This is a genomic window from Micromonospora craniellae (genome assembly GCF_014764405.1).
Classification (GTDB): domain Bacteria; phylum Actinomycetota; class Actinomycetes; order Mycobacteriales; family Micromonosporaceae; genus Micromonospora; species Micromonospora craniellae.
In genome coordinates this window covers 1,563,056-1,587,736 of record NZ_CP061725.1, presented here as the reverse complement: position 1 = coordinate 1,587,736, position 24,681 = coordinate 1,563,056, and the positions used below count along the sequence as shown (strand labels likewise).

Sequence of the window (24,681 nt, the reverse complement as noted above, 5' to 3'; positions counted from 1 at the left end):
GTCCCTGACCGGCGATGGCCACCGGCCTGCGGTGCGGGCACGTCCGGCCGGCGGAGAACACCGTCGGCCCGGACTCAGGCCTCACTCACGGGCGGCGCGTGGCACGGACGACGTCCAGCGCTCCGATTTCGCCGGTCAGGCCGGCGTCGGCCATCTCGGTGAGCAGGACCTCGGGCGCGACCACGTGCCAGCGGTAGTCGGCGTGGTCCTCCCGCAGCACGGCGCCGTCGGTGTCCAGGACCCGATAGCGCATTCGCCAGGTCACCGCCGCCGAGCCGGACGGCTCGGCCGACCCACCTCCTTCGTAGGTGTGGCGACCCACCTGGACCTCACCGAAGACCGTGAACGGCACCGGCGTCGGCTCTGCGGGTGGTTGTAGGTTCAGCACCAGCGGCGCGCCCGGCACGAGTCGCTCGGCCACCCGTCGCAGGAACGTGCGGCGCCCGTCGGGATCGAGGTGGCCGATCATGTTCATCGCCAGCACGGCACCGAGGCGTCCGGGCAGCTCGACACCGAGTGCGTCCCCGGCCAGCGTCGTGACCCGTTGCCGCAGATCGGGGTGGGCGGCGACCCGGGAGAGCAGGACCGCCCGCAGGAGCGGTGACGGTTCGACCGCGATCACGTCGCCGTCCGGGACGGTCGCGGCGAGCACCTCCGTCCCGAGGCCGCTGCCCGCACCGATGTCGACCAGCGTGGCGTCCCCGGCTGCGCCGCGCAGCGCCTGGGTGACCGGCGTGCGCAGCGCTTGCCAGGCGGCTTCACTGAGCAGATGCAGGTACTCCCCGGCGATCTGGTATTCGTCGCTCATCCCCGCACCATAGTGCAATCCGTAACGGTAATCATTACCGCGCGGGGGGGGTGTCCCGGTCGACCCGGCGGCTCAGTGCTCGTCGTAATGGCCACCGTGCGCGGCGTGCCGGTGACCGTCGTGGACGTAGTCGAGGTGATCGCCGTGCGCCACCGGGGAGTGGCCGCAGCCGTCCCCGTGGACATGCGCGTGGTCCTCGGCGATCACGTGCTGATCCGATGCGCACTCGTCGTAGTGATCGTCATGCACCTGGTGCACATGGCCGTCGTGCAGGTAGTCGGTGTGCCCGTCGTGCTCGACCGCGACGTGCCCGCATCCGGCGCCGTGACGGTGTTCGTGCTGTTCGGCCGGGCTGTGGCCGTCGACGCTGCACTCGTCGTAGTGCCCCTCGTGTGCGTGGTGCAGGTGCCCGTCGTGCAGGAAGTCGACATGTCCGAGGTGTCGCACGCTGCGGTGCCCGCATTCGGGGCCGTGGGTGTGTTGGTGCGCCACCGGGTGCGTGGGATGTGTGGTGGTGTCGGTACTCATGGCGCTTTCCTCCCTGATCGTGTCGCGTCACCTCCCACGATACATGCAATGAGACGCATGTGTTGAGGTTTCAGGAGGTCGCCTCGGTTGGTTCTACTTCCGACCCTCGGCCGGGTTGTTGATAACGATATTCGTCATCGATATGCTTCCCCCTGTCCGCCGCGCAGCGCTGAGGCGACCACCCCCTCTTTCAGGCGTGCGTACCGGTGCGCTCGTTGACGTCGACACGGAGGGTAGCCGTGGCCATGATGCCGGCCGACCAGGCCGATCTAATCGAGTCTGAAACGTCCGGCTTCCGAGAGCGGTTCGCGGAGAGTTGGCGGGTCACCTGGCCGATCATCGCCGGCGGACTGACCACGCTCGCCCTGAGCGTCGTGGACACCGCGATCGTCGGACAGTACTCCACCGAGGCGCTTGCCACGATGAGCCTCGTGTTGCCGGTCTATGTGCTCGGCTCTGCGCTGATCCTGCCGTGGGCCACGGCCGTCCAGGTGCACGTATCCCGGTGGAAGGGAGCCGGCGACACCGCACGGATCAGCCGTGTTCTCGATGTCGGCGCAGTGCTGTGCCTGACCGTCGGACTGGCGATCACTGTCGTCGTCGCCGTCCTCGCACCACTGATCGTGTCCGTGATCGCCCACGGAGACCCGCCTGCCGAGGCTGCGGCGGTGTTGCGGATCCTCGCTGCCTCCTTTCCGCTGATCGCTCTCACCGCTCACTTCCGGGGCGTGTTCGGCGGCATCGGCGAGACGAAGACCGCCATGCGGGTCGTCATGCTGGTGAGCCTCGTGAACATCCCGCTCGACTATGCGCTGGTGTTCGGTCTCGATCTCGGCGCGGTCGGCTCCGCCTGGGGCACCTTCACTGCGAGCCTGATGGGTGCCGTGTACATCACGGTGCAGGCCCGACGGCGACTGTCTGACCGGTATCCCTTCTGGCGCCCGACACACCTGCACCGATCCGCGGGCATGGGCGGCTCGCTGTGGCGGATGGGCTGGCCCGATCTCGTGTTCTCGGTGCTCGCCTACGGCAGTGAGGTCGTGCTCGTCGTCCTCGTGGCCACGCTCGGCCAGCAACCGCTGGCCGGATACCGACTCATGGTGATCACGGTGACCGTCCTGTGGGCGGTGATCTTCGGTGCCAGCAGCGGCATCGCGATCCTGGTCGGCCAGCGCCTTGGCGCCGGTGACCTGCCCGGCGCCCACGCCTACCGCCGGTCGGGCGCAGTCGTCATGGCGGCACTCGCCGTGATCGTGGTCGCCGCGCCGCTGCTCGCCCCCGGTGTCGTCTTCCACGGATTCACCGACGACCCGGCCGTCGTCGCTGAGGCCCGGAACGTCGTGTACGCACTGATCGCGATCGTGCCCGCGATGATTGTCGCGATGACTCTCGCAGGCGTACTGCGGGCCGCCGGCGACACCCGGGGTCTGATGTACATCGGGGTGCTCAGCCAGGTGGTCGTCGCAATGCCCCTCGCCTACCTCTGCGTGACGTACACGGATCTCGGCTTGGCCGGTGTCTACGTCGGCTTCGCCACCGGACTGTGGGTCCGAGCGGGGCTCACCCTCTGGCGGTACCGCACCGGCCGCTGGGCGCGATCCGCCATCGAGGGCGCCGCCGAGTCCTGAACGACCAGTTCGCCGCTTGGGCGACGAGCGGCACGGGGAAGGCAGGCAGACACGGGCCGGCAGCATGACCACGCCGCCGGCCCGACTGATGGGTTCACGCCTCCGGCGGCACCCGCATGCCCAGTGTGTGCGCGGCGAACGTCCAGCGGTCGCTGAGATCCTCCAGCCCTTCGGTGGCCCGGGCATCACGCGCGTGCCCCGAGGTGAGGTCGACCCGCAGGAGGACCGGTGCTGTCCCGGACTGTGTGTGCTGCAAGGTCGCGGCGAACTTGTAACTGTGCGCCGGCACGACGCGGTCGTCACGGGTGGCGGTGCAGATCAACGTCGCCGGATACGTCTGGTGCGACCGGAGCCGGTGCAGGGGCGAGAGCTCGTACAGGGCCGCGAAGTCCTCCGGATCCTCCGCTGAACCGTACTCGAACACCCACGACCAGCCGATCGTGAACTGGTGGAAGCGCAGCAGGTCCAACACGCCGTTGACCGGGATGACACACCCACAGACGTCGGGACGGCGCACCGCGGCGGCGGCCACCAGGGTACCGCCGTTGCTGATGCCGCCGAGCCCGAGCCGTTGCGGGCTGGTGTACCCGTGCGACGAGAGCCACTCCGCGGCGGCGATCAGGTCCTCGACGGCCTTGATCTTGTTGCGGCCGGAGCCTGCACGGTGCCATTCCTCGCCGAACTCACCGCCGCCGCGTACGTTGGCCAGCGCGTACACGCCACCGAGCTGCATCCAGGCGATCGGGCCGGGGGTGAAAGTGGGGGTGATGGCGAAACCGAACCCGCCGTACGCGGCCAGGAACGTCGGTGCGCTTCCGTCCAGCGGTACGTCGCGGTGCCGGCACACCCACATGGGCACACGCGTGCCGTCGGCGCTGTCGTACCAGATCTGCTCGGCCAGGAAGCTGTCCGGGTCGAAGGTGTAGGTCGGCGCGAAGAAGACCGTGACGCTGTCGTCGCTGGCATCGAGCCGGTACACGGTCGCCGGGCGGGTGAAACTGGTGAAGGAGAAGAACGCCTCCGTACCGGTCGGCGCGCTGCGTAACCCCTCCAGGGTGCCGCGCTCCGGCAGCGGCAACTCGCCGAGCGGCTGTCCGTCGTCGCGGTGGAAGATCTGTACCCGGCAGGCGGCGTCGGTCAGGTAGGCGACATAGAGCTTCGCGGAGATGACCCCGGCTCCCTGGATCGCGTCGTCGGCCTCGGCGACCAGTTGGGTGAATTCGTCCGGGCGGCGCGGGTCGACGGTGATGATCCGCCCCCGCGGCGCGTCCAGGTCCGTCTGCAGCCACAACGTGTCGCCGTGCCCCGCGATGTACGAGTACGCCGCCGCAGCCGACGGCAGCAGTTCGGCGATCGCAGCGCCGGGTGTCCGCAGGTCCTTCACCCGTAGCAGGTTGGTGGTGTCCGTGCCGCGCCAGATGAACAGCAACAGGTACGCGCCGTCCTCGGTCGTGCCGACCGTGATCCCCTGTTCGGGGTTGTCCGGGTCCTGATAGATCAGTTCGTCGTCGTCCTGGCTGGTGCCCACCCGGTGAAACACCACCCGGGGATCCCGGTCGGGATCCCAGTCGTGGGCCTCCGGTGGCGGCGCATCGTAGCGGGTGTAGTAGAAACCGGTCCCGTCGGCATTCCATCCGGCCGACGAGAACTTGCTCCACAACAGCTGATCGGGCAGGTCACGCCCGGTGCTCACCTCGCGGATCCGCCACTCCTGCCAGTCCGATCCGCCGTAGGACATGCTGTAGGCGAGCAGTCGCCCGTCCGGGCTGGCGGTGGCATAGGAGATCGTCGCCACCGCCCCGTCGTGCCCGTTGTCCGGCCCACAGAACTCGGCCGGGTCGAGTAGCACCCGCGACTCTGCGTCCGGGGAGTCCATCACCTGCAGCGTGTCCTGCTCCTGCTCGCCGTCGTTGTGGAAGAAGAAGTACCGGCCACCCTGGACCAGCGCGGTGTGACAGGTACGCAGGCTCCACACCGCGCGTAGCCGCTCCCGGATGATCCGCTTCCACGGTGAACGGTCGAGATACTCCCGGCTGAGTCGGTGCTGCGCGGCGACCCACTGCTGCGTCTGCGGGTCGTCGGGATCCTCCAACCAGCGGTACGGGTCCGCGACGGCGGTCCCGTGGTGATCCTCCACGAGGTCGTCGCGCCGTGCCATCGGGTAGTCGGTGGCGCGGGTGGGAGAGATGGTCATCTGGGCTCCTGATGGTAGGCGTGGTCGAGCAGGACGGCTCGACGGAACTCGTCCAGGTCGGAGAAGCCGGCGGCCCTGGCATAGGAGGCCAGATCCTCCGGCACCGGGCTGTGGCGCTGATGCCGGAAGTACCACGTCCACAGCTCGTCCTCGGCCAGGCCACAGTCGGCCAGCTCAGGTGGGCGACCACCACGCTGTGCGAGCCAATCGGCCTTGGCGTGCGCCCGGCTGGCCAGCGTGCGGTACCGACCATCGAGGCGGAGCACGTCGGGCAGGAGCACGAGCGCCTCCTGCTGGTGTACGACGTCGACCAGCGGCAGAGTGGCCTGTTCCCGAATGAGCCGTTCGCCGTCGCAGGCGCTCAGATCGTTGTCGGCCAGCCACCGGTCCATCGCGGCCTTCCCGTCGATCTGATGGCGTCGACGCATCCGGTCCGCCGCATGGGCCAGCGTGTCGCGGCCCGGCCGCAGGTCACGCTGGTGTGCCTCGCGGAGCATGAGGTGGCGCAACAGGGCTTGCCGGTACGCCTCCGGATACTCACCGTCGAGGCGAAGTTCGTCGCGCAGCAGGGTGAGGTCGGTGTTCGGGCCGCCACCGGTGTCCGCCGCGGCGCTGAGGGCCTGCGCCTGACGCCACACCTGCGTCTGGGCCAACCGGAAAGAGATCGGTGCGGCCTCGACGCCGGTGTCGACCAGCTGCTGTACCCGCTGCAGCAGCGCTCGCGCGTCTGCCTGCTTCTGGTCGATCCGTCCGGAGGGCAGCCAGCGGCTGAACATGGTCACCTGGTCGGCGAAGGCGCGCAGCTCGGGGTCCTGCCGGGCCAGGTCGAGCACCCGCGGATAGCGGCGTTCGGGATAGAACAGACCTCGGGCCAGGTCCAGCAGGCGACCGGCGACGCTGGGCGTGAGCACCTCGTCGTGGACGGCGCGGTCCAGCGTGGCACGGATGTTGACCAGCGCGTCGGACATCACGCGGTAGCCTGAGTCGGCATCGCCGTGCGCCACCGCGACCTCGTCGTCGGCCTGGTACGAACCGTCCCGGTAGCCGTCGAAGACCGCACCGACGCCGACCATCCCGAACGGGTGCAGCTCGGCGGCGCGCAGTGCCCCCATGCTGGCCGCACCCAGCACATGGATACCCCGGCTCATTGCCCAGAGGATCTCCTTGTGCCAGACCGCAGGCACGGCGGAGAAGTAGCCGTCGACGATGCCGATGACAGCGGGTCTGCCCAGCGCTGCCCGGTACACATCGCCCTGCGCGGCCGGTGGCCGCCATCGGATGCCCCGCGTCGCCACGTCGTCCGGTCCGATCGTGGGCCCGGCGAACACCACCGCCTTCATGCCATGGCCTGCCGCGCGCGGGGCCCGATCATGACCTCGGCCGAGTCGAGGTCGACATGCTCCAGGCCGGGAACCACGACACGGACCACGTCGATGCCGAACTCGGGACGGCTGAGGTCGACGGCGACGACGCGGTCGCAGCCGGCTTTTGCCAGCCGGGCGCACACGTCGGCGATGTCGTCGTCGACAGTGTCGTGCCGGATCTCGGGTACCTGTCGGAAATCGCGTCGGGCCGGGCTCTCGTCAGCCAATACGGCCCGGTGCCCGGCGAGAGCGTGCAGATCGTGGCTGCGGGCGTAGGCCGGAGGTGGCTGGTCGTCGCGTGATCCGGTGATCGCGGTCAGTCTGCTCTGCGCTGCCTCCGTGAGCGCGCGTGACAGGGCCACGCCGCGATCCGTGTGGCAGCCCATGCCGGCGGCGGCGGGGACCACGTGCAGGGGATTGGCGTACCGGTCGATGATTTCGCAGCTGAAGGCCGGCAGTCCGAGGTCGGAGGTCTGGTCCCAGACCGCCACCAGGACGTCGGCCCGATCGAAGTCGTCGAGCAGACGGCGACAACCCGGGTCGTCGACAGTGGCGAGGTCGATGCGGGTGATGTCTTGTGTCTCCGGGGCCGCCAACGACCACAGCACGGTGGCGTCACGTTCCACCACCTCGAAGAGTCCGTGCAACACGGCCTCCCGTGGATGGTTGCCGGAGGCCAGCCCGTTGGAGGTGGCGTAGAAGCAACCGGCACCGGGCAGATCCGTCACTGTGTAGTCGGTGTGCACCGTCTCGTACGGCACCCACACCGGCGCTCCACTGGTCAGGTCGGTGCCCTCGGCCCAGAGCATCGGCAGGTCCGGGTGGAACCCGGAGTGGGCCGGGACCGGGAGCCCGGTGGCGATGACGTCCGCCGTACGGGCCAGGTCGGTAGCGGTGGCCAGGCGCAGTGGCACCGGCGGATGCTCTGCGTGGTGGGTCTCGGCGGCTTCCATCAGTCCGGATGCCCGGGCGGCGGCCAGGGTGGTGCCCTTGCCCTGGCTGACGGCCAACGACCGCGAGTTCGGGCGTACGACCATGACGACAGGAATACCGATGCGATCGAGCCCGGTGACGTCGGCGACCCGGGTGATGCCCAGCGGGCCAAAGTGGCGGCGGACCCGGTCGATGGTCTCGGCCAGTGGTGCGACCCGGTGTGTTCCGTCGGTGTGCAGTTTGACCAGTGGTGTGTCACCCGGCAGCAGTCGGTTCATGCGGTTCCTCTCACGCGTGTGGCAGCGGCAGCAGGCAGGCCGGCCCGGTACGCCGGAGTGACCAGGAGCCCCCCAGGAAAGGAAAGGCGGCCGGTGCGGTGCTGCGGAGGCCCGGCACGACGACGCGGGCGGCCGACAAACCCGCGTGGCGTACGTCCGTCGTGGTCAGATCGACGCCGACGATGCGAAGACCGTGCGCGTCGAGCCGCTTCAGGTACTCCTCGCGGTCCGCCGCCTCCACGCACCGATCTGCGTCGGGGGCGTGTGTGACCGACAGTCGGTCACGCAACGGGGGCCACATGGCGGGATCGAGGTAGAGCTGTACGTGGCAGAAGACGTCGACGACATCGCGCCAGTCGGCGCGGTATGCCTGGCGGTAGGACCGATCGGCGCGCCAAGGCCGTAGCGCGGTCGACGAGGCGCCTTCCAGCCACCCGCCCAAGATCTCCTCGTCGTCGAGTTGGCTGGCGGCGTGGTACGACACCACCGCTTCGGCGGCGGCCTTGGCGACGGCGTCCGCACGGCGCGGCCGCAACGCGGCCCCCATGCCGAGGAGGCCGGAGTGGCTGTTGCGCAGCAGCACGACCGTCACCGGGAGCGCGAAGGGGTTCGGCACGTGCAACACCTGGAGTTCGAAGAGGTCCGTGCCACCGAGGACGTCGACCAGCCAGGCTGGTGCTCCGACGTCGACGAAGCCCGCTCCGGCGAGCCACGCCGTGGCGAGGCAGTGCCGCTCGATGGTTTCCTCCAGCGCCCGCAGGGTCGCGTCCCGGAGGTCGTGTCCTGCCGCCAGACCGGCGTTGACGGGCAGGTGTGGCATGCGACCGCGGGTGGCGGGGGAGAAGTACACGAGCGAAGCCGGCACGAGGACCGGTGCGCCAGTGACGGTGTCGCTGCCCGCAGCCCAGGTGACCGTGTCGTCTCGGGTGAAGCGGGTGAACGGGAAGCCGCGCGCCGCGTACTGTTCGTCGTCGTACAGCGCCAGCTGGTGTGGGTCGACCGCGTCGGTGCCCTGCAGGTGGAGCTCGTTCCAGCTGGTCATTGTCAATCCGGCCGGCACCGCGTGGGCGCAGTACCGTTCGATCGTCTCGCCGAGCGCGGCCATGGCGGCCGCTTCCGGTTGCCACCAGGCGGCACCGCCCGGTGATGCCTGGTGGCCGGCGGGAGCACCGGGCACATAGGCACTGGGCGAGGCGATGGCTGCCTTCAGCGCCGACGGGAGATCAGGGTGCAGCGCCAACCCGTCGATGCCGCGGACGATTCCACACCGCGCGTCGACCAGCATCCGGGAGACGGCTGGCGTGGGAGTGGCGCCGTTCATGCGTGCGGTATCGGAGTCAGGTCGACACGGTCCTCGGTGAGCGGTTCCTCGAGAAGACCGAGTGCCTCCGGCTCGGTGTAGAGCCGGGTGCCGCCCAGATGCGGCAGAGCGGCCGGTGCGTTCGGATACAGCCCCGGCACGAGGACCCGTACCACCCGCAGCCCGCTGGGCCGTACGTCGGAGGTGGTCAGGTCGACCGAGTAGGCGCGCAACCCGCGCCGGGAGAGTTCGTCGAGGTAATGCCCGCGGTCATGGGAGCCGGCACTGGGCGCCCCCGGCACCTCGCCGATCGCGATCCGCTCAGGGATGTCCGTCATCCGCCGTGTGTGCGACAGCATGCGCGGGTCGAGGTAGACCTGCAACTGGGACCCCAGGTCGATGACATCACGGAAGTCGGCCCGGAAATCGTCGAGGTAGCGGCGGTCGGCCCGATGCGGCTTGTACGCGCGCGCGTCGAGCGCGCCGGCGTCGATCGCGGACCACACGGCGCCGTTCGGATCGAGCAGACCGGTGGAGTAGAACCAGGTGCCGATGGCCTCGCTGAGTGCCTTCAGCGCGGCAGCGGTGGCGTCGGTGCGACAGGCGAAACCGGCTCCGACCACGTCGAGTTCGCGGTCGTGCATCAGGCAGCCGATGACCGGGCTGTTGAACAGGCTCGGTATCCGGAAGAAGTGGTACTCGACGATATCCTCGACGCTGACCATCGCCCGGCGTAGAAGTGTCGAGTCCGTGACGTCCAGCCCGACGGCCGGTGCCCCACTGTGCCACCAGATCGCCGTCGCATCCCGCTCGATGAGCTCCTCGATGGCGGACCGTTCGGCGAAGTCGCGGGAGGGGCCGGCGGCGACGCCCGCATAGATCACGCCATGCGTCGGCGGCTCGACGCCGATCCGCTCGCCGAAGTGATAGTTGCAGTACACCCAGGAGGCGGGTAGCAGAGTCTCGGCGCCGGTGGCCAGATCGTGGCCGGGGACCCACTGGACCCGTAGGTCACGGGTGAAGGGCACGAAGGGAAAACCAGCGGCGGCGTACTGCCGCGGGGAGAACAGCACGAGCTCGTGCGGATCCAGGGCCGGAAGGCCGGCGCGACGCAACTCGTCGTACGAGGCACGGCGGAGGCCGGAGGGGACGAAGTTGCCGCAGTAGCGCTCGACCGCTTCGCCGATCGCGGCCTGCCGGGCGGCCGACTCGTCGTCGAAGGCAGCGCCGACGGCGGCGCGGTCGGCGTGCCACCGGGTGGGTGCGAGGGAATGGGCGACGTCGGCTCCGCGCGTGACCAGCGGACGTGGGAACCGGGGCGGGAGCGGGAACTCGATGACCTTCCTGATCGGACCGAACCGTTCGTCGACCAGCACGTCGTAGGGCGTGGGAGCCAGATCGAGGCTCATCCGTTCGCCCCCTCGTCGAGTCCCTCCGGTAGCGGCAGGACCTGGTGGTGGTTCCACCGGTGGCGGGCGAGATCAAACACCGATTGAATGCCGAGATGCGGCGGCTGTGCCCCGGCCAGATAGGCGGTCACGTCCGCGGCGAGCAGTGCGGCCACGGTGGCGATCGCCGGCGTCGCGGGCCAGGGGAACGGCGTGTCGGGGCCCCGGGTGTCCAGGTACGCCCACAGCGCCGTGGGCAGATCCGGTACGTCGGTGGCGGCCAGCAGGCGTGCGCGGGTGTCGCGATAGGTCGCCGACACGCCGGGCACCGTGAAGGGACCGACCACGAACGAGGTGGCGTCGCCGTAGCAGCGGTGCCAGGCGATCGCCGCTTCGGTGCATCGGCGGTCGAGCGCGCGCCAGCGCGCGTCCGGCAGCCACCCGGCGCAGTCGACGAGCACGTCGGTACCGGTCAGCTCCGCCCCGGCCAACAGTCGCGCACCGGCGGCGGCGAGGTGCTCGCGCACCGCTGTGGCGACCGCGTTGTCACCGAGCACGCGGACCCGCCCGAGCGCCTGAGGTGGCACCGGACCGACCGGTGCGGCGATGACGCCTTCGGCGGCCATCTCGGCGAGGATCGCGTCCAGTTCCCCGTCGTCGAAGGCGGCAGCGGCGTCGGTGCCGGTCCGCTCGCCGACCAGCAGACCGGACAGTGCGGCGACCTGATGCTCCGGCAGCTCCAGGACGACGAACTCGTCGCCGCCGAAGTGCACGATCAGCCGATCGGTGGGGCCGCTGAACACCGTGACGTTCGGGTTCAGCCGTACCGGATCGGTGGCGGTGGAGGCGGGTTGCGTCAGGGTCATCAGGAACTCCTCGCTGCGAGGTCTACGCCGTGGGGGTGCCCGGGCGGCGGGTGACGCCGCCCGGGCCGGTGTTGCAGGCGTCGGCTTACTCCCAGGCGAAGGGGGAGCCGGCGACGGCGTGGTTGTGCGAGTGCAGCACGGGAGCACCGCTGCGGGTGCGGGTGCTGACCCGACGCAGGAGCTTCTTGTCCATGACGATCCTTTCGTCGGTGGAACGTCGACCCGAGGGCCGGATCGACGTACATACCTTGCGTCATCGCTCGCGTGCTGTCGGTGCCTACGGCTACCGCCCTTGGCATACAATTCAGACGGTGCGACGGTGCGCAATCGCACAGACATCGGCGTCTGTCTGTGGAATTTCCCTGCCGCCGTCGCGGCTTGACGGGCCGCTGACCAGCAGGAACCGGGTTCGACTCCCGGAGCCGATGACTGCGATGGGGCCGGCGCGGACCAGGCGTTGGATCAGGCGCGACGCTGTCGGCCGAGTGCAGCCGGTCGCGGCGGCGATCTGGGCGTGAGTCAGGTGCAGGCTGATCAGCACCCCCCGGGGATCCCCGACGCCGAACCGCTCCGCCAGCAGCGTGAGCAGCCCGAGGATGCGGTCCTCGACGTGTGGTCTGGCCTGCATCGCCGACCATGCCTCGCGTTCGACGATGTGATGGCTCAAGCGCTGGACGTACGTGTCGTCCCGCGCCAGGTCGGCCGATTCGTGGCGCCGAACGACGGTGTCGGTCTGTGCGACCCGTTCCAGGTGGCACTGGTCGGGTGGATGGGCCAGCAGCAGCCGACCCGGTTCGGCCCAGTCCAGCAGGGACTCGGTGCCGTCGCTGTGCAGAGCGCGGGTGATGACGACACCCTCGATGACTTCGAGCACCTCACCGTGCTGCATGGTCAGTCGTTGCCCGGCCCGGTGGCGGGTCAGGCTGTTTCCGGCGGTTTCCGGTCCGGTCGGCTCGGCGCGCGCTTCGACCAGCAGGGTCAGCGTGTTGCGGACCGCGTCCGCCAGTGGCGTGCCGGGCTGCTGCCGGTGTATCACCGCCAGGGCACCCTGCTCGTATGCCGAGGCGGTGCAGCTGGCATCGGACGTGCAGTCGAGGGCCATCCAGGGCAGGCCGTGGTCGCGTGCGGTTCGGGCGGCCTCGTCGACCGTGCCCGGATCCTGTACTGCCGCCACGAGCAGCGTGGGTGACTCGCGCGGGAGCGGCCCGATCGGTGCCAGCGCGTGGCCGTGCTGCAGGAGATCGATCAAAGTGCGCGGATCGTTGTTCCAGTCTCCGGTCAGCAGCAACTCTGCCAAATGATCACGTCCTTGCCGGTGCGGGTGCGCGGCGCCCTGCTGGTTGTGGAGCGCCGCGCACCGTGGGCTGGGGTCGGATCAGGGCATGGTCAGAAGCGGTTGGGGTGTAACCGCTGTGCGATGGCGCGGATCGCCTCCGGGAGGTGCAGGGACCCGGGCAGCGAGGCGGCGCTGCTGTACGGGATGATGCGGTTGTCGCGTACCGCCGGGACGTTGGGGAACGTCTTCGTCAGGAACGCCACTGCCGCGTCCGCCTCGGCGGGGCTGCTCACCGGGAGGATGATGGCGTCCGGCTGCTCGGCGGCGATGATCTCGGCGGAGACCTTCGCGTAGTGGACGTCCTTGAACATCTCTTCGGTGCCGTCGAAGATGTTCTGACCGCCGGCTGCCTTGACCGTGTCGGTCTTCGAGCTGGCTGACAGAGCCTCGATGCTCTCCCCGTACACGTACAGCTCGGCGACCCGGACCGGGGTGGCGTCGGCGACCTTCTCGGCGACCTCGTCGAGCGTGCTCCGGTAACGGTCGGCGAGGTCACCGGCCCGTTGCTCGACGTCGAAGATGCGGCCGAGGTTCTCGATGTCGGTCAGGGTGTCCGTCACCGCCCGGTTCTTGCCGTGGCCCGTGCAGCCCGCCGTCGCCTGGTATGCGTTCGCGCCAGCCTTGACGATGTCATCGACGCTGGCGAAGCCCTGCGCGGCGCGGAACTCGAACGGAGTCGGTGCCAGCACCAGATCGGGCTCTGCCGACAGCGTGATCTCCTTGCTCGGTACGCCGTCGTCGCTGAGCACCGGGATCTCGCTGGTGGAGGTCGTGCCCGAGCCGGGCAGGCTGTTCGGTGCGAGGACCTGTGCCTGACCTACGACGCGATCGGCGAGACCGAGGGCGACCAGCAGGTCGGTCTGTGGCTGGGCCAAGCTGACGACTCGGCTCGGCGCCGCGGGGAACGACAGGGGCAGGTCGCAGCTGGTGATCGCGACGGGATAGGTGACGCGTCCTTCGCCGGCCGGGGCGGGCGGTGCCGTGGAGCTGTCTGTCCCAGCCCCACAGGCCGTCAGGCCGGTGGTGAGCACCAGGGCGACCACGGCGATTATTGATCGACCACGGTCTATGCAGTTGGTCATGGTGAGGTTCCTTTCGCGATGCTCGCGGGGTTACGGAGCCGGTGCCGACGGCGGGCGGTGGAACGCCAGCAGCAGGTGGCCGGTGATGGGATGGCGCATCGGCGCCGCCTCGACGGCGAACACCTCGCGTACCAGGTCGGGCAGGAGGACATCGGCAGGTGGCCCGCTGGCCACCACGACTCCGTGGTGCAGCACCACGAGGGTGTCGCAGTAGGTCGCGGCCAGGTTGAGGTCGTGCAGCGCGGCGACGACGGTGATGCCGAGGCTTCGCACGAGCTCCAGCAGTTCGATCTGAAACGCGATGTCCAGGTGGTTCGTCGGTTCGTCGAGTACCAGGACGCGGGTCTGCTGGGCGAGCGCACGGGCCAGCAGGACGCGTTGCCGTTCCCCGCCGGAGAGGGTGGCGAACATGCGCTGTGCCAGGTGGGCCGCGCTGACCCTGCGCAACGCGGCGTCGGCGATGGCCAGGTCCTCGTCGGTGTCGCGGGCGAACGACGTCCGGTGCGGGGTGCGGCCCATGAGTACCACGTCGAGGACGTCGAGGTCGAAGTCGACGGCGGAATCCTGGACGACGACACCGACGTGACGCGCTGTCTCGCGGGTGGACATCCGCCACACGTCGTCGGCGTCGAGCCGTACCGTGCCGACGGTCGGCCGTAGGACCCGGTAGATGGTGCGAAGCAGGGTCGACTTCCCGCTGCCGTTGGGCCCCAGCAGCCCCACGACGCCGCCGTCGGGCACGTCGACGGTCACCTCGGACACCAGTGTGCGGCCGTTGACGACGACGTCCACGCCGTCGATGCGGATCCTCATCGGGCCATCCCGGCCCGTCGAGCGGCCGTGTCGCGGCGCATGAGCCAGAGGAAGAAGGGCGCCCCGACCGTTGCCGTCACGATGCCGATGGGCAGTTCGGTTGGACTGGCAGCGGTGCGGGCCAGCAGATCGGCGAGGACCAGGAACACGGCGCCGCCGAACGCGGCGACCGGAAGCATACGTCGATGATCCGCCCCGACCAGGAGTCGTGCCACGTGCGGGACGACCAGACCGACGAATCCGATGCCTCCGCTGACGGCGACCAGCACTCCGGTCAGTAGTGACGTGAGCAGCAGCATCTCCATCCGTAGACGGTTGACGTCAACGCCCAGCGAGGTGGCGGTCTCGTCGCCGGCGAGAAGGGCGTTGAGAGTCCGTGCCCGGCTCAACAGCCAGACCGCGACCAGCGCCAGCACCAGCGCGGGTATCTGGAGGTCGCCCCAGGTCGCCGCAGAGACGCTGCCGAGCAGGAAGAACAGGACGCTGAACACTTTGTCCGCGTCCGTAGTCAGGGTGAGAAAGCTGGTCACCGCGCTGAACAGGTAGGACAGGGTGACGCCGCTGAGCACCAGTCGCAAGGGGGTGAGCTGGCCGCGATGTCGGGCCAGCAGGAACAGGATCGCCGTGGCCAGCGTGGCGCCGGCGAACGCCGCCGCGGACAGGGACAGGCCTGCTATCGCTGCCGAACCGGCCACGATGACCAGCACCGCACCGACCCCGGCACCCGAGGAGATGCCCAGCACGAAGGGATCGGCCAGCGGATTCCGTACCACCGCCTGAAGGGTGCCGCCCACGATGGACAGCCCTGCGCCGACCAGGGCGGCCAGCAGGGTTCGGGGCAACCGGAACTCGATGATGATCTGTTGCTGGACGGGCCGCCAGTCCGGTTCGACAAGTGCCGGTGCGAGTTCGTGCAGGATCACCAACGCGCTGATGCGGGGCGGGACGAGTACCGGCCCCAGTCCGACGGCCAGCACGATGACGACGCCCAAGGCGATGGCGAGTCCCGAGAGCAGCAGCGCGAACCTGCGCCGTCGACGGCGCGCAACGGCGATGGGATCTTCGGCAGGGGCGGCTTCCTGGCCGCGTGCAGGCATGACCTGAGAGCTGGAGCGTGACAACTCCACTCCGTTCGGTAGGCAGGTTCAGGAATACTTACATGCGGTTGTCATTGTCAACAAGACCCATGAGAGGTCTTGTTGCGCGGGCGTCCGGCTGCGGTGGGCGTGCCGAGTGTAATGAAAACCATTCCCGCTAGACTGAAGGTGATCCCTCGACGAAGGAGCATCCGATGTCCGTACCGAAGCGCAGGATGTCGCGTCCCAACACCCGCCACCGGCGGGCGCAGTGGAAGGCAAGCGTGCCGCGGTTGACCCCGTGCCCGTGTCCGCGCCGGGAGATGGTGGTGCCGCACCGGGCGTGCACGCACTGCGGCCTGTACAAGGGTCGTCAGGTGGAGGAGCAGCCGTGACCGGTCGGCTGCCCGTGACGGTGCTCTCCGGCTTCCTGGGCGCTGGGAAGACCAGCCTGCTCAACCATGTCCTGGCTAATCGGGACGGTCTGCGGGTGGCGGTGATCGTGAACGACATGAGCGAGGTCAACATCGACGCCGCCCTGGTGCGTGACGGCGGGGCGTTGTCCCGGACGGAGGAGCGGCTCGTCGAGTTGACCAACGGATGCATCTGCTGCACGCTCCGGGACGACCTGCTCGACGAGGTGGCCCGCCTCGCGCGGCTGGGCCGGTTCGACTACCTGTTGATCGAGTCCAGCGGGATCTCCGAGCCGATGCCGGTGGCTGCCACGTTCGCCTTCGGCGTGGAGGATGGGCAGGTCCTCGATGACCTGGCCCGGCTGGACACGACCGTCACCGTGGTGGACGCGGCGGGGCTGCTGGCCCGTATCAAGGCAGGGGAGACGCTCGAAGCGAGCGGGCTGGCCGCGTACGAGGGCGACGACCGCAGCATCGCGGACCTGCTGGTCGACCAGATCGAGTTCGCCGATGTGCTCGTGGTCAACAAGACCGACCTGGTCACCACGGAGGATCTGGCGGTGGTCGAGGCCCTGCTGACCCGGCTGAACCCGGCTGCCCGGCAGATCCGTGCCATGCACGGGCACGTGCCAGCGGCGGAGATCCTCAACACTGGACGGTTCGACCTGGAGCGGGCGGAGACCGCGCCCGGCTGGGTCGCCGAACTCAACGGCGAGCACGTGCCGGAGACCGAGGAGTACGGCATCTCCAGCATCGTGTTTCGTGACCACCGACCGCTGCACCCACAACGACTGTGGGATCTGCTCGCCGCCGGTCTGGACGACTACGGGGTGGTGCGGTCAAAGGGGTTCCTGTGGTTGGCCAGCCGCCCGGACGTGCAGGCGTTGTGGTCGCAGGCCGGCTCGTCCGGACGCTGTGACCCGGTCGGAGTCCCGGTCGCGGTGTCGGGGGAGTGGCCGGAGGATCCCGTGGAACGGGCAGAGCTGGTCGAGCGCTGGCACCCGGTCTTCGGCGACCGGCAGCAGGAACTCGTTCTCATCGGCGTGGGCCTGGACGGCGACGGGCTGCGCGCCGCGTTGGCCGGCTGTCTGCTCACCGACGCCGAGATCGCCGCAGGTGAGTCCGCGTGGCGGGCGCTGCCCGACCCGTTTCCTGAGTGGGATCTGGGCGACCTGCACGACCACGACCATGCCGAGACGGTCGCGGTCTGACCATGTCCGGCCAGCTCGATTCCGGTGACGTCGCCCGGTGGCGACGGGACTGGAACGCGATGATGCACCATTACCAGCCGGGCCGGGACGATCTCCTCGTCGCCATTGTCGCCGCCGTCGAGGAGCTCCACGGACGCGCACCGGAACGGGTACTCGACATCGGTGGGGGGCCTGGCGCCACCGCCGAGGTGATGCTGCGGCGCTGGCCCGATGCGGACGTCACCGTGCTCGACATCGACCCGGTCCTGCTGGCTCTGGCCGAGGTGGCTCTGCCGCAGGTCCGCGCGGTCCGGGGCGATCTTGGTAGCGCGCAGTGGCTCACGTCGACCGACGGCCCGTACGACGTGGTGCTGGCACTGATGACAGTGCACTACCTGTCCGAAGATCGGGTACGCGACTGGTACGCCGAGGTCCGGCAGTTGCTGCGACCGGGCGGCGTGCTGCTCGTGGCCGACGTGATGCGAGATCCCGCCACCGAGGTGGTACGGCGCTCGGCCACCGGGCCCGATCCCTGGACCGTGTGGTGGCGGGCGCTGGCTGACGTGCCGCCGATGGCGTCGATGTTGCGTGCGCGGGCAGCCGCGTTGACCGGCCTCGGCAGCGCGGAGTTCGTCGCACCGGTCGACTGGCACCGCCGGACGGCCCAGCGAGCGGGACTAACCGACGCGAGACTGCTTCTCCAGCGGGCCGAACACGCTCTGATGGCGTTCCACCGGCCCGTGGAACGGCGATGAACACCCCACCTCAATGGGACGCGGTGGTCGAACTCATCCGACGGACGGATCGGCCCGGGCTCTGACCGTCACCCACGTCATGTCTCGGCGCAGGTGGCGCAGGTGCCTCTGAGGTCGAGTCGGTCGGGGTGCGGGACGAAGCCGGTGTGCTGGTGCAGATCGTTGAGCCAAGTCGCCACGATGCCGGGCGGGCATTCGCTCACCGCATCGCACCGGGTGCAGATGAGATGCTGGTGCGGTGCCGCGCCGCAGTGGCGGTAGGCGCGTTGGCCGCCCAGCTCGAAGGTGTGCAGGAGCCCGACACCGGCCAGGCTGTGCAGCGCACGGTAGACGGTGGTGAGCCCGATGTGCTGCCCGCTGCTGTTGAGTTCGGCATGTACCTCTTGGGCGGTGAGCGGACGGAGACGCCCGACCAGCAGTGTGAGGACTGCGCGACGCTGCGTGGTGGAGGACAGGCCGGCTCTGCGTAACTGGGCGTCCGGGATGAAGGTCGGCGTCATGGCGGATCAGGACGTACGCCGAGGTGGACGCTGCGTGCGGAGAGCCGGAACAGGTCGTCGCGGTGGCCCAGCCACCTCTCGTCCGCCGGATCGAGGAGACGCTCCCAGACGGACAGGTCGGCGTCGGAGAGCAGCCCGGTCGGTCGTAGCCAGGCAACCCGTCGGGAGAGGGCGTCCAGCACCGTACGCCTGGCGACGTCGGCCAGTGGTGCGGGTTGCTCGTCCAGAATGGTCCGGGTGGTCACCGGACACAGGCCGGCCCGGCGTAACGCTTCGGTCCATCCGTAGGGCATCCGTCGGCTGTCGGGAAGTTCTGCCCGCATCCGGGCGAACCAGCGGTCCTGGGCGGCGTGCAGTCGCACCTCCAGGCCGGGTTCGCCCAGGCCGACGTCCCAGGGAAGGTGCTGCTCCGGCAGACCGCCCTCGGCCAGGGCCATCCGTCCACCAGGGGCGAGCAGGTCGGCGAGGGCGGTGACCGCCGCCTGCTGGTCACCGACGTGGTGAATCGCGGCCGACGCCCAGACCAGGTCGACCCCGGTGCCGAGCGTCTCCCGCAGGGCGTCGATCTCGGCCGGGAAGTCGATGCACACCAGCTCGATGCGCACGCGTGGGTCCGACCACCCGCTGCGGATGTGATCGTGGGCGGCGGCGAGGACCGCCGGACTCGCGTCCACCGCGACCACCCGGCCGCAGGCCATCATCCGTGCGATGGCCAGGGACATCCCGGCGGCGCCGCAACCGACGTCGACCGCGAGCCGGTCGGCGGGGCCGACCAGCTCGCGGGCGACCGTCAGGTACCAGGTCCGGTCCTGCCGAGCGGCGTCGACCAGCTGTGGCACCAGAGCGTCCCAGGAGACCGGCGTGTCGGTGCTCATCTGCCCTGAGGTGAGTGGCGGGCGTACTTCTGACGGAATTTCTCGACCCGGCCGGCGGTGTCGAGCAGGCGCTGCTTGCCGGTCCAGAAGGGATGGCTGGCGGACGAGATCTGGACGTCGATGACGGGGTAGGTGTTGCCGTCGGTCCATTCGATGGTCTGGTCGCTGGTGGCGGTGGAGCGGGTGAGGAAGGCGAAGTCGGCGCCTTTGTCGCGGTAGACGACCGGCCGGTAGTCGGGGTGGATCCCGGGCTTCATGCGGGTTGCGCTCCTTGGGTAGTGGGTTGGGTCAGCTCGGTGTCGAGCGGAAAACAGCCGGTGAACGGGTCGTGGTAGGTACGCCAGGTGTCCTCGCCGTCGGCGAGTTCGGCGTCGGTCAGCAGGCAGCCGGCGAGAGTACGGTGCAGCTCGACGGCATCCAGACCGAGGCCGATGAAGACCAGGTGCTGGTGCCGGTCGCCGTAGTAGGGGTCCCAGTCGACGGCGGCGGCCAGACTGCGCTGGGCGTCGACGTGCTCCCAGCGGTCCTCAGGCAGGCTGACCAGCCAGTGTCCGAGGGAACCCATCGCCAGGCCGCCGCCGCCGAACTCCCAGGCCACCACGCTGTCGGGCTGGCTGGCCAACCAGAGGTGCCCGCGAGAACGGATCACCTCGGCGTTGACGTTCTCCAGCACGTCGTGCAGGCGCTGAGGATGGAACGGCCGGCGGGCGCGGAAGACTGCCGAGACGACTCCGCAGTCGGGCTCCGGCTCGTGGACACCCAACGAGTAGCCCTGCAGTCCGCGATTGAGCACCCCGTGGATCTCGGCTCGGTGCCGATGAGTGTGCCGCAGCTGTCGGTGCAACCTGTCGGCATCGACGCGGTCACTGTCGAGCCGGACGTGTGCTGCCCAGGGCGCGAGCCGTTGCAACAGGACGGCCAGTCTGTCGGTGTCGAATGTTCCGTTCCGGGACTCCCCCCAGAGCACCAGGGTGTCGGCGTACTCGATCTGCCGGAGCACGACGTCGGCGACGGTGCGATGGTCGTCAGCGGCGGCCTGGATCCCCAGCACGCTCAGCTCGTCGTCGCTGGCAAGCCCGTCGAGTAGATGCTCGGCGTCGACAACGGTGACGCACGAGTCGATACGGATCAGGTCGGTGACCGGCGTGCCGTCGACACGGCAGAAGGTGCAGGCGGCGACCACCGCCTCCGGCTCCACGACGTCGGGCAGTACCAGCACCAGGTCGTCGTCGGGGCGGTCGCGGCTGAGCCGGACGAGGGTGGGCACCACGTCCTCGCGCAGAATACGGAAGACATCGTGGTGCCGGACCTCGATCTGTTCGTCCTCGACGATGTCGGCGCCACGGCTCACCGTCCGTCGAACGAGGCCGTCACGGATCCTGGTGATGTCGTGGCGCACCAGCAGCGACGACGGCTCGGCGGCGAGCAGCGACCGGGCGACCGCGAAGGTCGCCGGCCAGAACCCGGACAGCACGGTCAACGACGGACGATCATCGGTGTCGATGGTCACGGCGCCCGTCGGAGCCTGTGCTGACGACGACATCCACCCACCTCCATGCAACTGAAAACGATTGTCATTATATGCATACTGCGGCGGCGGTATGAAGGCCCCCGGGCTACGGATCGACGAGCTGCCAACCGTGTGCCGCCGAACGGTGTCGCCGGAACGTGGCGTAACGACCACCGGCGACCACGCGCACGCGCTACGCGCGGGGGTGGCAGTCGTCCTCGCCCCGCTCGGGCTGCGCCTGGCCTCTGCCCTTCATGTGCGATTTCACAGCCAAGCGGGCTTTTTGGGCGGATTGCCGCGCTGGCGCCTCTCGGCTCGATGTTGACATGCGGGTGGGCGTCGGAGACGATCACCCGTACAAGGTACGGATTCGCGTACGGGTGATCGGTGCCCATGTGTTCCGATGGGTTGGGCGTTGGTTGAGCTGCGGGAGGAAGCATGCGGAAGGGTTATGTGGACTCTCGGTTCGGGCAACTGCATGTGGTGGACGCGGGTCACGGTTCTCCGGTGATCTTCCTGCATCAGACGCCTCGGTCGTGGGACGAATACCGCGACGTGCTGCCCATCGTGGGGCGAGCGGCACGTGTCCTCGCGATGGATACCGTTGGATACGGTGCGTCTGCCCGGCTTGACGTGGCGCAGACCATGGAGTTGTTCGCCGATGGCGTCGAGGATGTGATCGAGGGGCTCGGCCTCGATCGCCCCGTCCTGGTCGGGCACCACACGGGTGGGGTCGTCGCCCTTGAGGTCGCCGCGCGCCGCGGTCCCTCGGTGGCCGGCCTTGTCCTTTCGGGTACCCCGTATGTGGACGAGGCTCGTCGGCGCCTGGTGGCGGCGAGCCGCCCGCCAATTGACCACGTCGAGTTGACCGAAGATGGCAGTCATCTGACGGAGCTGTGGAACCGTCGTCGTCCCTTTTATCCGCCGGATCGGCCCGACCTGCTGTCCCGGTTTGTCGCTGACGCCTGCCGGGTCATCGAGCAGGCCGAAGAAGGCCACGTGGCGGTGAACACGTACCGGATGGAGGAGCGGATCGGTCTCGTCACCGCGCCGACCCTTGTGATCTGCGGTGAACTGGACGACTTCTCCATGCCGGACGTCCCACGTCTGGTCTCCGCCATTCCGGGTTCCCGTGCCCGTGTCCTTCCCGGAACGGGTGTGCCCGCCGTCGACCACCATCCCGAGGCCTTTGCCGCCGAGGTTCTGGCGTTTCTTCGTGAGATCGGATCGGCACGAGCCTGATCGCTGCGTCGCCAGCGGTGCGTCGAGGACCACCACCGGGTTCGGTGTCGCCGCACCGCGCCCGATCGCCGCGCCGGCCGATATCCGGAGGGCGGCGGCGCCGCGGGTGATCGGCCCGTGACCGCGGCCTCCCGAGCTGATCCTCAGCTCGGGCCCTTGAATCGGCTCGATCTGCCTGCCACTTGAGTCCTGGACTCCACGCGCCGTCGGCGCCGGTGTCCGAGCAGGGCCTGCCGGTGTGCGTGAAGGTCTCGGATCGGGCCTGCTTGGAGTCCCGATTTCCGGGTTCTTGCCCTTCCCAGGACCCCTCTTATATCGTACCGTACGTCGTACGACTTGTCTAAATGAGGGAGGGTGTGGTGCGTGGTGAGGCCGTCGAGGTGAGCTCGTCGGCTGCTCGGTGGTCTCGGCACGGGCCGCGCGGCGTGGCGTCCGTGGTCGTCGGGATGGTCGCCGCCTCCATCGCCCCATTCCTCGTGGGGACCATGTCGGTCCAGATCGGGGCGACCTTCGACTTCACGGCCCGGGACATCGCCCTTGGGGTCGCCTGCTACTACCTCACCTCGGCGGTGATCTCACCGTTCGGGGGTCGGTTGGTGGGCAGGCTCGGGACGGAGTTGGCGCTGCGCCTGGCCTGTGCCGGATGCACCCTCGGGCTGGTGGTGGCAGCCACGGCCGTTTCGGCGAGCGGTGTGGTGCTGGCGCTGGCGCTGCTCGGCCTTCCCAACTCACTGGTGCAACCCGCGTCGAACCAGGTGCTCGCGTCCGTCACCTCGGTGCGCCGGCAAGGGCTGTCCTTCGGCCTTGTCCAGTCCGCCATCCCCGTGGCCACGCTGCTCTCCGGCGTCCTGCTGGGGATCTTCGGTCAGGGGGCATCCTGGCGCACCGCCTTTTGGCTGGTCGCCGCGCTGACCGTCGTGGGGCAGTTCGTCATCACGAAAGGGCCGACGGCTGCCGGTCCGAGCCGTCGCGGTAAGCCCGAACAAGGGCCCGATGACGCCCCGGTCGGAGGGCGGACCTTCATGGTGGCGCTCGTGGCGGGCGGCCTGCTGGCATCCCTCGCCGCCGCGACGCTGCCAGCGTTCGTTGCCGTGACAGGGCAGGGCAGCGGACTGGGGCCGGCGGCGGTCGCGACCGCGCAGGTCGTCGGCAGCCTCGCCTGCATCGTCGCGCGGGTGTCGTTCACCTGGCGCGGCGCCGTGCTCGGTGGGCCACGGCTGCTCTCCGGCGTCACCTGCCTGCTTCTTTTCGGCGCAGGGGGCTACCTCCTGCTCGGAACGGGCACGGCGTGGGTCTTCGGACTGGGCGCGGTCCTCGCCTACGCCTGTGGCTGGGGCTGGAACGGGATCTTCAACCTCAGCCTGACCCGTGCCCGTCCGGGTCGGATAGCGGCGTCGACGGGACTCGCCCAGGCGGGGATCTTCGGCGGTGGTGTCCTGGGTCCGTTGGCGTTCGTGGCGGTGGGACGTAACGGCGGGTACACCTCGGCGTGGTCGTTCATGGCGCTGGTCGCCGTCGCCGCAGCCGTGCTTGTCGGTTTCGCCGGTCACCGCTGGAGTCGTGACAAGGCTTGTTCAGAGCGAAGAGAGATGAATGGCCGATGAGTGCAACCACGCAGGATGAGGGCGTGCTCGACCTGGTGATCGAGTCGATGACGGTCGAGGCGGAGGGGGTGCTCGGTCTCACTCTGGTCGATCCGGGGGGCGGCTGGCTACCGGAGTGGACCCCGGGGTCGCACATCGACCTGGGTATGCTCGACGTGGTCCGGCAGTACTCGCTGTGCGGTGATCCCGATGACCGCCTCCGCTATCGGGTCGCCGTTCTCCGCGAGCCGAAGAGCCGGGGTGGGTCAGACTACGTCCACCGGTCGATGCGCCCCGGCGAGCCGGTGGAGGTGGGCGGTCCGCGCAACCACTTCCCGCTCAACCCGGCGAAGGAGTACGTCTTTGTCGCGGGCGGCATCGGGATCACGCCGATTCTCCCAATGATCAGGCAGGCCGGACAGCACGGGACGCCATGGCGCCTGGTGTACGGCGGCCGGAGCCGTCGTTCGATGGCCTTCCTCCGGTCGTTGCGGCAGTACGGCGACCAGGTTCAGGTCTGTCCGGAGGAGGAGACAGGACGTCTCGACCTCGACGCGCTGCTGCCGGCGTACGACGACGGTCTGGCGGTGTACTGCTGTGGACCCGGAGGCCTGATCGACGCGGTCGAGTCGCGTTGCGCGGCGTGGCCGTCCGACGCCGTCAACTTCGAGCGGTTCGTAGCCAAGGACATCTCCGCGCTGCCGTCCCTGCCGGTACGGGTACGGTGCGCTCGGTCGCAGCTGACCCTGGACGTGCCGGCCGGCGAAAGCATCCTGTTGGCGCTCGAGTTGGCCGGCGTCGACGTCGCCAACGCCTGTCGTGACGGAGTCTGCGGCTCGTGCGAGGTGCCGGTGCTCGGCGGCGTACCGGATCACCGGGACTCGATCCGTTCGGGCGCGGAACTGACCGACACCACGAGTATGGCTGTCTGCGTGTCGCGGGCCAAGAGCGACGAGTTGGTGCTCGACATCTGAGGCCGGCACGTTCCGGCTGCCTGTACATCAAGAAAGGAAGACCTG

The 24,681-nt window shown here is 69.3% G+C and carries 23 protein-coding genes; 7 read left to right on the top strand and 16 right to left on the bottom strand.

The window, feature by feature from the left end; genetic code table 11:
- Positions 1 to 85 precede the first annotated feature (85 nt).
- Positions 86 to 808 carry a class I SAM-dependent methyltransferase gene (locus ID554_RS07195; protein WP_117228585.1) on the bottom strand — a complete coding sequence of 241 codons (723 nt, stop codon included), beginning with the start codon at positions 806 to 808 and terminating at the stop codon, positions 86 to 88.
- Between the two features lie 72 nt (positions 809 to 880).
- Positions 881 to 1,336 (bottom strand): hypothetical protein, encoded by a 456-nt coding sequence (locus ID554_RS07190; RefSeq protein ID WP_117228584.1) that lies wholly within the window; start codon positions 1,334 to 1,336, stop codon positions 881 to 883.
- Between the two features lie 245 nt (positions 1,337 to 1,581).
- Here ID554_RS07190 and ID554_RS07185 point away from each other — a divergent pair, with 245 nt between their 5' ends.
- Positions 1,582 to 2,964 carry an MATE family efflux transporter gene (locus tag ID554_RS07185; protein WP_223884630.1) on the top strand — a complete coding sequence of 461 codons (1,383 nt, stop codon included), beginning with the start codon at positions 1,582 to 1,584 and terminating at the stop codon, positions 2,962 to 2,964.
- 94 nt (positions 2,965 to 3,058) lie between these two features.
- On the opposite strand, the gene ID554_RS07180 is transcribed toward ID554_RS07185, so the two are convergent.
- The 10 genes from ID554_RS07180 to ID554_RS07135 all read right to left on the bottom strand — a co-directional run bounded on the left by ID554_RS07180 (position 3,059) and on the right by ID554_RS07135 (position 15,615).
- Complete coding sequence (locus ID554_RS07180) at positions 3,059 to 5,158, bottom strand: prolyl oligopeptidase family serine peptidase (RefSeq protein WP_117228582.1); 2,100 nt, start codon at positions 5,156 to 5,158, stop codon at positions 3,059 to 3,061.
- Positions 5,155 to 6,498 carry a TfuA-like protein gene (locus ID554_RS07175; protein ID WP_117228581.1) on the bottom strand — a complete coding sequence of 448 codons (1,344 nt, stop codon included), beginning with the start codon at positions 6,496 to 6,498 and terminating at the stop codon, positions 5,155 to 5,157. Before ID554_RS07175 ends, ID554_RS07180 begins: the two co-directional genes overlap by 4 nt.
- Entirely contained in the window at positions 6,495 to 7,733 is a 1,239-nt protein-coding gene (locus ID554_RS07170) for a YcaO-like family protein (protein ID WP_117228580.1), read from the bottom strand. The genes ID554_RS07175 and ID554_RS07170 overlap by 4 nt, the downstream gene beginning before the upstream one ends.
- 10 nt (positions 7,734 to 7,743) lie before the next feature.
- Positions 7,744 to 9,054 (bottom strand): YcaO-like family protein, encoded by a 1,311-nt coding sequence (locus tag ID554_RS07165; RefSeq protein ID WP_117228579.1) that lies wholly within the window; start codon positions 9,052 to 9,054, stop codon positions 7,744 to 7,746.
- Complete coding sequence (locus ID554_RS07160; protein ID WP_117228578.1) at positions 9,051 to 10,442, bottom strand: YcaO-like family protein; 1,392 nt, start codon at positions 10,440 to 10,442, stop codon at positions 9,051 to 9,053. Before ID554_RS07160 ends, ID554_RS07165 begins: the two co-directional genes overlap by 4 nt.
- Positions 10,439 to 11,287, bottom strand: a complete 849-nt coding sequence (locus tag ID554_RS07155) for a hypothetical protein (protein WP_117228577.1) — start codon at positions 11,285 to 11,287, stop codon at positions 10,439 to 10,441. The genes ID554_RS07160 and ID554_RS07155 overlap by 4 nt, the downstream gene beginning before the upstream one ends.
- 304 nt (positions 11,288 to 11,591) lie before the next feature.
- Positions 11,592 to 12,584, bottom strand: a complete 993-nt coding sequence (locus ID554_RS07150) for a Crp/Fnr family transcriptional regulator (protein ID WP_147333469.1) — start codon at positions 12,582 to 12,584, stop codon at positions 11,592 to 11,594.
- A gap of 89 nt (positions 12,585 to 12,673) precedes the next feature.
- A complete protein-coding gene (locus tag ID554_RS07145; protein WP_117228575.1) occupies positions 12,674 to 13,705 on the bottom strand; it encodes an ABC transporter substrate-binding protein in 1,032 nt (343 codons plus the stop codon).
- 30 nt (positions 13,706 to 13,735) lie between these two features.
- A complete protein-coding gene (locus tag ID554_RS07140; protein ID WP_117228574.1) occupies positions 13,736 to 14,518 on the bottom strand; it encodes an ABC transporter ATP-binding protein in 783 nt (260 codons plus the stop codon).
- Positions 14,515 to 15,615 carry a FecCD family ABC transporter permease gene (locus ID554_RS07135; protein WP_117228573.1) on the bottom strand — a complete coding sequence of 367 codons (1,101 nt, stop codon included), beginning with the start codon at positions 15,613 to 15,615 and terminating at the stop codon, positions 14,515 to 14,517. Before ID554_RS07135 ends, ID554_RS07140 begins: the two co-directional genes overlap by 4 nt.
- 194 nt (positions 15,616 to 15,809) lie before the next feature.
- On the opposite strand from ID554_RS07135, the gene rpmF reads away from it, so the two are divergent.
- Genes rpmF through ID554_RS07120 form a run of 3 tightly spaced genes read left to right on the top strand, consistent with a single transcriptional unit; the run spans position 15,810 to position 17,952 of the window.
- Complete coding sequence (rpmF, locus tag ID554_RS07130) at positions 15,810 to 15,989, top strand: 50S ribosomal protein L32 (RefSeq protein ID WP_117228572.1); 180 nt, start codon at positions 15,810 to 15,812, stop codon at positions 15,987 to 15,989.
- Positions 15,986 to 17,218 carry a GTP-binding protein gene (locus tag ID554_RS07125; protein WP_117228571.1) on the top strand — a complete coding sequence of 411 codons (1,233 nt, stop codon included), beginning with the start codon at positions 15,986 to 15,988 and terminating at the stop codon, positions 17,216 to 17,218. The genes rpmF and ID554_RS07125 overlap by 4 nt, the downstream gene beginning before the upstream one ends.
- Positions 17,219 to 17,220: 2 nt before the next feature.
- Entirely contained in the window at positions 17,221 to 17,952 is a 732-nt protein-coding gene (locus tag ID554_RS07120) for a class I SAM-dependent methyltransferase (protein ID WP_117228570.1), read from the top strand.
- A 77-nt stretch (positions 17,953 to 18,029) separates the two neighbouring features.
- Here ID554_RS07120 and ID554_RS07115 read toward each other — a convergent pair whose 3' ends face one another.
- From ID554_RS07115 to ID554_RS07100, 4 genes are read right to left on the bottom strand one after another with little or no spacing between them, the layout of a single operon-like run.
- On the bottom strand, positions 18,030 to 18,452 hold the full coding sequence (locus ID554_RS07115) for a Fur family transcriptional regulator (RefSeq protein WP_117228569.1): 423 nt from the start codon (positions 18,450 to 18,452) through the stop codon (positions 18,030 to 18,032).
- A complete protein-coding gene (locus ID554_RS07110; protein ID WP_117228568.1) occupies positions 18,449 to 19,327 on the bottom strand; it encodes a class I SAM-dependent methyltransferase in 879 nt (292 codons plus the stop codon). Before ID554_RS07110 ends, ID554_RS07115 begins: the two co-directional genes overlap by 4 nt.
- A complete protein-coding gene (locus ID554_RS07105) occupies positions 19,324 to 19,584 on the bottom strand; it encodes a type B 50S ribosomal protein L31 (protein ID WP_117228567.1) in 261 nt (86 codons plus the stop codon). The genes ID554_RS07110 and ID554_RS07105 overlap by 4 nt, the downstream gene beginning before the upstream one ends.
- Positions 19,581 to 20,870, bottom strand: a complete 1,290-nt coding sequence (locus ID554_RS07100; protein ID WP_117228566.1) for a CobW family GTP-binding protein — start codon at positions 20,868 to 20,870, stop codon at positions 19,581 to 19,583. The genes ID554_RS07105 and ID554_RS07100 overlap by 4 nt, the downstream gene beginning before the upstream one ends.
- A 474-nt stretch (positions 20,871 to 21,344) precedes the next feature.
- Between ID554_RS07100 and ID554_RS07095 the strand changes: the two genes are divergently transcribed.
- The 3 genes from ID554_RS07095 (at position 21,345) to ID554_RS07085 (ending at position 24,636) form a co-directional block, all read left to right on the top strand.
- Positions 21,345 to 22,079: an alpha/beta fold hydrolase gene (locus ID554_RS07095; RefSeq protein ID WP_199489207.1), complete on the top strand. Its 735-nt coding sequence runs from the start codon at positions 21,345 to 21,347 to the stop codon at positions 22,077 to 22,079.
- A 344-nt stretch (positions 22,080 to 22,423) separates the two neighbouring features.
- Entirely contained in the window at positions 22,424 to 23,683 is a 1,260-nt protein-coding gene (locus tag ID554_RS07090) for an MFS transporter (RefSeq protein WP_117228564.1), read from the top strand.
- Positions 23,680 to 24,636, top strand: a complete 957-nt coding sequence (locus ID554_RS07085; RefSeq protein ID WP_117228563.1) for a PDR/VanB family oxidoreductase — start codon at positions 23,680 to 23,682, stop codon at positions 24,634 to 24,636. Before ID554_RS07090 ends, ID554_RS07085 begins: the two co-directional genes overlap by 4 nt.
- Positions 24,637 to 24,681 lie beyond the last annotated feature (45 nt).

Excerpts from the sequence above, each read along its gene's own strand:
- ID554_RS07195 (WP_117228585.1), bottom strand. The coding sequence starts at position 808 with ATGAGCGACGAATACCAGATCGCCGGGGAGTACCTGCATCTGCTCAGT.
- ID554_RS07190 (WP_117228584.1), bottom strand. The coding sequence starts at position 1,336 with ATGAGTACCGACACCACCACACATCCCACGCACCCGGTGGCGCACCAA.
- ID554_RS07185 (WP_223884630.1), top strand. The coding sequence starts at position 1,582 with ATGATGCCGGCCGACCAGGCCGATCTAATCGAGTCTGAAACGTCCGGC.
- ID554_RS07180 (WP_117228582.1), bottom strand. The coding sequence starts at position 5,158 with ATGACCATCTCTCCCACCCGCGCCACCGACTACCCGATGGCACGGCGC.
- ID554_RS07175 (WP_117228581.1), bottom strand. The coding sequence starts at position 6,498 with ATGAAGGCGGTGGTGTTCGCCGGGCCCACGATCGGACCGGACGACGTG.
- ID554_RS07170 (WP_117228580.1), bottom strand. The coding sequence starts at position 7,733 with ATGAACCGACTGCTGCCGGGTGACACACCACTGGTCAAACTGCACACC.
- ID554_RS07165 (WP_117228579.1), bottom strand. The coding sequence starts at position 9,054 with ATGAACGGCGCCACTCCCACGCCAGCCGTCTCCCGGATGCTGGTCGAC.
- ID554_RS07160 (WP_117228578.1), bottom strand. The coding sequence starts at position 10,442 with ATGAGCCTCGATCTGGCTCCCACGCCCTACGACGTGCTGGTCGACGAA.
- ID554_RS07155 (WP_117228577.1), bottom strand. The coding sequence starts at position 11,287 with ATGACCCTGACGCAACCCGCCTCCACCGCCACCGATCCGGTACGGCTG.
- ID554_RS07145 (WP_117228575.1), bottom strand. The coding sequence starts at position 13,705 with ATGACCAACTGCATAGACCGTGGTCGATCAATAATCGCCGTGGTCGCC.
- ID554_RS07140 (WP_117228574.1), bottom strand. The coding sequence starts at position 14,518 with ATGAGGATCCGCATCGACGGCGTGGACGTCGTCGTCAACGGCCGCACA.
- ID554_RS07135 (WP_117228573.1), bottom strand. The coding sequence starts at position 15,615 with ATGCCTGCACGCGGCCAGGAAGCCGCCCCTGCCGAAGATCCCATCGCC.
- rpmF (WP_117228572.1), top strand. The coding sequence starts at position 15,810 with ATGTCCGTACCGAAGCGCAGGATGTCGCGTCCCAACACCCGCCACCGG.
- ID554_RS07120 (WP_117228570.1), top strand. The coding sequence starts at position 17,221 with ATGTCCGGCCAGCTCGATTCCGGTGACGTCGCCCGGTGGCGACGGGAC.
- ID554_RS07115 (WP_117228569.1), bottom strand. The coding sequence starts at position 18,452 with ATGACGCCGACCTTCATCCCGGACGCCCAGTTACGCAGAGCCGGCCTG.
- ID554_RS07110 (WP_117228568.1), bottom strand. The coding sequence starts at position 19,327 with ATGAGCACCGACACGCCGGTCTCCTGGGACGCTCTGGTGCCACAGCTG.
- ID554_RS07105 (WP_117228567.1), bottom strand. The coding sequence starts at position 19,584 with ATGAAGCCCGGGATCCACCCCGACTACCGGCCGGTCGTCTACCGCGAC.
- ID554_RS07100 (WP_117228566.1), bottom strand. The coding sequence starts at position 20,870 with ATGTCGTCGTCAGCACAGGCTCCGACGGGCGCCGTGACCATCGACACC.
- ID554_RS07090 (WP_117228564.1), top strand. The coding sequence starts at position 22,424 with ATGAGGGAGGGTGTGGTGCGTGGTGAGGCCGTCGAGGTGAGCTCGTCG.
- ID554_RS07085 (WP_117228563.1), top strand. The coding sequence starts at position 23,680 with ATGAGTGCAACCACGCAGGATGAGGGCGTGCTCGACCTGGTGATCGAG.